Below are 6,527 nucleotides of genomic sequence, written 5' to 3'. Positions count from 1 at the left end.
ACACGACCGTTAAGCCCTCCAGCGCCGATGGTACTTGGACCGAAGGGTCCTGGGAGAGTAGGACGTTGCCAGGCAAAAGTCTTGCATGTTTAATAACCAGTCATCGATGGTTTTCGATGACTGGTTATTTTTTTATTCGTACCTCGCCAAATCAACCTCAATAGAGCAATGTTAATTAGCGGTCGGACCTCGGGATTTATGCCGGGGTCCGGCTATTATTTGTCATATGTCCATCGGTCGCATACAGTTGTATTCATTGGGAAATATACCTTAAGAACATGTGGATTCTAAGGCTTGACACCCCTATAGTGCTTTGCTAAGATTGCAATAATATATTTTCAGAAAACGTTACTTTGTCCGTCATGGATAGACATTCGTGGCGTTCTTAAACATATTCTAAGGAGGACAACCCTGGTGTGGGAAGATAAGTTTGGCAAGGAAGGCTTAACCTTTGATGACGTATTGTTGGTGCCCCGTAAATCCGAAGTTCTGCCGAAAGAGGTGGACACATCCACGAGGTTAAGTGACACAGTGAGACTCAATATTCCCCTGATCAGTGCCGGTATGGATACTGTTACGGAAGCGCCAATGGCCATTGCCATGGCAAGAGAAGGCGGCATCGGTATTATTCATAAGAACATGAGTGTAGAGAAGCAGGCCGAAGAAGTCGATCGTGTTAAACGTTCCGAGAGCGGTGTTATTACCAATCCGTTTTCGCTGACTCCGGATCATCTGGTATCGGACGCAGAGCAGGTTATGGGGAAATTCCGGATTTCCGGCGTGCCGATTGTCAATGAGGAGAACAAGCTGGTCGGCATTTTGACCAACAGGGACCTTCGCTTCATTCATGACTACAATATTAAAATTAGTGAAGTCATGACTTGTGAAAATCTCGTTACCGCACCTGTGGGAACTACGCTTCAGGAAGCGGAAGTCATTTTGCAGAAGCATAAGATCGAGAAGCTTCCGCTGGTGGATGAGGACAATAATCTTAAAGGCTTGATTACGATCAAGGATATCGAAAAAGCGATCCAGTTCCCGCATGCAGCCAAGGACGCGCATGGCCGTTTGCTGGTGGGAGCGGCAGTCGGAATTTCCTCCGATACGTTTGTTCGTACGGAAGCACTGGTTAAGGCCGGAGTAGACATGATTGTCGTAGACTCGGCGCACGGACATCACATCAATATCCTGGATGCGGTCCGCAAGCTGCGGGCAAGCTATCCGGAGCTGACCATTGTTGCGGGCAATGTGGCAACTGGAGAGGCAACCCGCGACTTGATCGAAGCCGGTGCATCGGTCGTTAAGGTCGGCATCGGTCCTGGATCTATTTGTACAACTCGCGTCATTGCAGGCATCGGGGTCCCGCAGATCACGGCTATTTATGATTGTGCAACCGTGGCTCGTGAGTACGGTGTGCCGATTATCGCTGACGGCGGCATCAAGTACTCCGGTGAGATCACCAAGGCTTTGGCGGCAGGCGCTTCTGCAGTTATGCTGGGCAGTCTGTTTGCCGGAACGGAAGAAAGCCCGGGTGAATCCGAAATCTATCAGGGACGCCGTTTCAAGGTATATCGCGGTATGGGCTCCATGGCGGCGATGAAACAGGGCAGTAAAGACCGCTACTTCCAGGATGACGACAAGAAGCTGGTGCCTGAAGGCATCGAAGGACGTGTTGCTTATAAAGGCCCATTGTCCGATACAGTTCATCAGCTCATCGGCGGACTTCGCTCCGGCATGGGGTACTGCGGTACACAGACGATTGAGCAGCTGCGCAATGATACGAAGTTCATCCGTATCACTGGTGCAGGGTTACGCGAAAGTCATCCGCATGATGTGCAAATCACGAAGGAAGCGCCAAACTACTCATTGTAATATACAGAAATTGCTAGAGAAGGCAGGCTGGGCGAATTAGCCCGGCCTGTCTTTTTTTGCGCCATAGCGTATGATAGAATAGATAAGTGATTGCTTTACGGGGAGTTCCAGGCGGGACAAGAACCCTTGAGCAGTCAGGCAAAACCCGGCCACAGGCCCAAACAACCTTCGCATATGACTACAGTGAGTTGGGTTGAGTGAGAGAGGAGTTTATTTAACGTTGAAAAACTCAGGTGAATGGAAAAAGAAAAGCTTGCTGAAGAAGAGTATTGCTGCTGTCGTGCTGTTTAATATGATGTATATGACCACTTTGCCGGCCATAAGCTCGTTGGATCCTACGGTAATTACTTCTGCTGCCGAAGCCAAAACGGAGATTGTCGGTACTGCCGGAATCAAAACTCCTGACCTGGCTTTAAAGTCAGCTATATTAATAGAACCGACTACAGGCCAAGTGCTGCTGTCCATGAACCCGGATGAGGCGCTGCCGCCTGCAAGCATGTCGAAAATGATGACTGAGTATATTGTTGCCGAAGAGGTCAAGCAGGGCAAAATCAAGTGGGACGATGTGGTGACCGTTGAAGAAAATACGGCGAAAAGCGTCGGATCGCGTATTTTTTTGGCTCAAGGTGACAAGCACACGGTAAAAGATCTTTATATAGCCATGGCTGTTGGTTCTGCCAATGATGCTACTGTTGCCTTGGCGGAATATGTGGCCGGTTCCGAACAGAACTTCGTGCAAATGATGAATGAAACGGCCCAGCGCATGGGAATGAAGGATTCTTATTTCATTAACTCTACCGGTTTGAGCAGGATCGATATGCCGGCGGAGTACCGGCCGGATACGGACCGCGAGACCATTATGACCGCAAGAGATGTCGCTACACTGGCTGGATATATTGTGCGTGATCATCCAGATTATACCCAATTTACAACACTTCAAAATTACAGGTTCCGCCCTACTGATAAAGATCCAATTGTCAACTGGAACTGGATGCTGGAATCCAATAAGAACATCACCAACTTCAAAGCTTATGCCTATGAAGGCTTGAACGGGATGAAAACCGGTCATACCAAGGCTGCAGGTTACTGTTTTGCGGGCACGGTAGTCCGAGATGGCATGACACTGATTAGCGTGGTTATGGGTGCTGACAATGAACCTGCGCGTTTTAAAGAAACCCGGAAGGTGCTGGATTACGGCTTTAACAATTTCAAGCTGCAGCAGGTTGTGGCTCCCAAGGCCGAGCTAGATGATCTGAAGACGGTGCCAGTAACCAAGGGTAAAGAAACCGAAGTACCGGTAGTCACCAAGGACGCTGTTACTTTTGTTGTTCCGAAGAATGCGACCAATGCGAAAATTACACACACGACAAATGTAACACCCGCTGCTGAATTGGTGGCTCCGCTTAAACAAGGAGAGAAGGTTGGAGCAGTAACCTACACCTACAAGGCGGATGGGATGGACAAGCCGCAGCAAAAAACCGTTGATCTGATCACGGCAACAAACGTGGAGGAAGCGGGCTGGTTCAAAATGTTCTTCCGGGCGATCGGAGGCTTCTTCGCGGATCTGTTCGGCAACATCAAGAATCTGTTCTAACATAACTGGCTGCAGGATATTGAGTATTTGGGTACCGTAAGGTAAAATAACGAGTTAGAATCTGAATTTTTTTGAAGTTTTCATAAGCGATCGGATCAACAGATTAAACCATATACAACAGGAGGCCAATAAGAGATGGAAACGGGAACATCACGTGTAAAAAGGGGTATGGCAGAAATGCAAAAAGGCGGCGTCATCATGGACGTCATGAACGCCGAGCAGGCTAAAATCGCCGAAGCGGCCGGAGCTACCGCCGTTATGGCACTGGAACGGGTTCCTTCCGATATTCGCGCCGCCGGCGGGGTAGCCCGTATGGCTGACCCGACGATCGTGGAAGAGGTTATGAAGGTTGTAACGATTCCCGTGATGGCAAAAGCCCGTATTGGCCACTATGTTGAAGCCAAAGTCCTGGAATCGCTGGGCGTCGATTATCTTGATGAGAGCGAAGTGCTCACACCGGCAGATGAAGTGTTTCATATCGACAAGCGGGATTTTACCGTTCCATTCGTTTGTGGTGCCAAAGACCTCGGTGAAGCGCTGCGCCGTATCGGCGAAGGGGCTTCCATGATCCGTACGAAAGGCGAACCGGGAACGGGCAACATTGTTGAAGCCGTGCGCCATATGCGCCTCATTAACAGCCAAATCCGCAAAGTACAGAACATGTCGAAGGACGAGCTTTATGCCGAAGCCAAAAACTTGGGAGTGCCTTATGACCTGCTGCTTGAGGTTCATGAGAACGGCAAGCTTCAGGTGGTTAACTTTGCGGCTGGTGGTGTAGCGACTCCTGCGGATGCCGCTTTGATGATGCACCTGGGAGCAGACGGCGTATTTGTGGGCTCTGGTATTTTTAAATCGGATAGCCCCGAGAAGTTTGCCCGTGCTATTGTAGAAGCTACAACGCATTATACGGACTATAAACTGATTGCTGAAGTATCGAAAAACCTGGGCACTCCGATGAAAGGTATCGAGATTTCCAAGCTGGCTGCGCAGGATCGTATGCAGGACCGCGGCTGGTAAGAGAGAAGGGTAATCTATGAAAATCGGAGTACTGGCGCTGCAGGGCGCCGTTGCAGAGCATATCAGAAGCATCGGTTTGGCCGGTGCCGAGGGAATTGCCATCAAACGCACGGAACAGCTGGATGAGATTGACGGGCTTATTATCCCGGGCGGAGAAAGCACAACGATTGGCAAACTGATGCGCAAGTACGATTTTATTGATGCGATCCGCAAATTCTCAGAGGAGAAGAAGCCGATTTTCGGAACTTGTGCAGGCCTGATTGTACTGGCTAAGGAAATTGCCGGACAGGAAGAGGCTCATCTCGCACTGATGGACATGACGGTCAACCGGAACGCCTTTGGCCGGCAGCGGGAGAGCTTCGAGGCTGATCTGAACATTGCAGGAATAGAAGAGCCCGTACGGGCTGTATTCATTCGCGCTCCTCTGATTCAGCAGGTTGGTCCGGGCGTGGATGTTCTGGCAAAATACAACGGTGAAATCGTGACAGCACGGGAAGGACATTTGCTGGCTTCTTCTTTCCATCCCGAGCTGACGGACGATTACCGGCTTCATCAATATTTTGCCGACATGGTTCGTGAAAATTTAGGCAGTAAATAAATCTGTAATCGAATCGACCTTGACCCTCATGCAGGGAATAACGAATGACGGCTAAGCGGCCGAGGCAGCATGAACGGATCGTTATTTTTCGAGCAGAGGTCAAGGTTTTTGTGTAGGAGGGAATGTCGTGTTGGACGTTAAAATACTTCGTAATGATTTTGAACGGGTACAAGAGGCGCTGCGCAACCGGGGCAAGGATCAAGATTCCATCAGCGAATTTCCGGTGCTGGATACCCGCCGCCGGGAGCTGCTGCAGGAAAGCGAGGCCTTGAAAAACCGCCGCAATACCGTGTCTGCTGAGGTGGCAAGGCTGAAGAAGAACAAAGAGAATGCGGATGACCTTATTGTGGAGATGCGACAGGTATCGGACCGGATTAAGGAACTGGATGAGCAGGTGCGCGAGTTGGAAGAACAGATTGATGAATTGGTGCTGTCCATCCCGAACATCCCGCATGAAGGCGTCCCTGTTGGGGCCTCTGAAGAAGATAACGTGGAGATCCGCAGATGGTCTGAGCCAAGATCGTTTTCCTTCGAGCCCAAAGCCCATTGGGACATCGCCCAGAATCTCGGGATTCTTGATTTTGAAGCCGGTGCCAAGGTTACCGGGTCGCGCTTCACCTTTTATAAAGGTCTTGGAGCCCGTCTGGAGCGAGCGCTGATCAACTTTATGATGGATTTGCACAGCAGCGAACACGGATATGAGGAGATGCTGCCTCCGTATATTGTGAACAGAGACAGCCTGTACGGTACAGGGCAGCTCCCGAAGTTTGAAGAGGATCTCTTCAAACTGCGCGATACCGAATACTACCTGATTCCTACAGCGGAAGTTCCGGTAACCAACTATCACCGGGAAGAAATTTTGCCTGTCGAGGAGCTTCCAAAACATTATGTTGCTTACAGCTCATGCTTCCGTTCAGAAGCGGGTGCCGCTGGCAGGGATACACGCGGGCTGATCCGCCAGCATCAATTCAACAAAGTGGAAATGCTGAAGCTGGTGCACCCTGACACCTCCTACGAAGAGCTGGAGAAAATGACGCAGAACGCCGAACGTGTACTGCAGCTGCTGGGCTTGCCATACCGTGTGCTGGCGCTCTGTACAGGCGATATGGGCTTTACGTCGGCCAAAACCTATGATCTTGAAGTTTGGCTGCCTGAAAGCGGAATGTACCGCGAAATTTCCTCCTGCTCCAACTGTGAGGACTTTCAGGCTCGCCGTGCCAATATCCGTTTCCGTCCGGAGCCGAAAGCCAAGCCGGAGTTTGTGCACACACTGAATGGTTCTGGCCTTGCCGTTGGACGTACAGTAGCGGCAATTTTGGAAAATTATCAGGAAGAAGACGGCAGCGTGCGTATTCCTGAAGTGCTCCAGCCTTATATGGGCGGGATTGAGAAAATTGCCCGTAAGGCATAGCATTGATTTTATTTTAGATTTGTGGTAAGATCAAT

Annotated in this window: 5 protein-coding genes and 1 rRNA gene; all 6 read left to right on the top strand. The window is 50.1% G+C overall.

The window, feature by feature from the left end; all coding sequences use genetic code 11:
* Window positions 1–74: ribosomal RNA gene (gene rrf, locus ACI1P2_RS31505) — 5S ribosomal RNA — on the top strand; the annotation flags it as partial.
* Window positions 75–414: 340 nt separating this feature from the next.
* Window positions 415–1,872: an IMP dehydrogenase gene (gene guaB / locus ACI1P2_RS28740; protein WP_355326554.1), complete on the top strand. Its 1,458-nt coding sequence runs from the start codon at window positions 415–417 to the stop codon at window positions 1,870–1,872.
* A gap of 220 nt (window positions 1,873–2,092) precedes the next feature.
* Entirely contained in the window at window positions 2,093–3,466 is a 1,374-nt protein-coding gene (locus ACI1P2_RS28735) for a D-alanyl-D-alanine carboxypeptidase family protein (protein ID WP_355326551.1), read from the top strand.
* Window positions 3,467–3,601: 135 nt separating this feature from the next.
* Window positions 3,602–4,483: a pyridoxal 5'-phosphate synthase lyase subunit PdxS gene (pdxS, locus tag ACI1P2_RS28730; protein WP_355326548.1), complete on the top strand. Its 882-nt coding sequence runs from the start codon at window positions 3,602–3,604 to the stop codon at window positions 4,481–4,483.
* Window positions 4,484–4,499: 16 nt separating this feature from the next.
* A complete protein-coding gene (gene pdxT / locus ACI1P2_RS28725; protein ID WP_355326545.1) occupies window positions 4,500–5,081 on the top strand; it encodes a pyridoxal 5'-phosphate synthase glutaminase subunit PdxT in 582 nt (193 codons plus the stop codon).
* Window positions 5,082–5,208: 127 nt separating this feature from the next.
* Window positions 5,209–6,492 (top strand): serine--tRNA ligase, encoded by a 1,284-nt coding sequence (serS, locus tag ACI1P2_RS28720; protein WP_355326542.1) that lies wholly within the window; start codon window positions 5,209–5,211, stop codon window positions 6,490–6,492.
* The last annotated feature ends 35 nt before the right edge of the window (window positions 6,493–6,527 follow it).

It is taken from the genome of Paenibacillus jiangxiensis (assembly GCF_046098255.1).
Lineage (GTDB): Bacteria > Bacillota > Bacilli > Paenibacillales > Paenibacillaceae > Paenibacillus > Paenibacillus jiagnxiensis.
This window is presented reverse-complemented; position numbering and strand designations above follow the sequence as displayed.

Bases quoted from the DNA above. Each gene is read 5' to 3' on its own strand.
- pdxS (WP_355326548.1), top strand. From the start codon at position 3,602: ATGGAAACGGGAACATCACGTGTAAAAAGGGGTATGGCAGAAATGCAA.
- pdxT (WP_355326545.1), top strand. From the start codon at position 4,500: ATGAAAATCGGAGTACTGGCGCTGCAGGGCGCCGTTGCAGAGCATATC.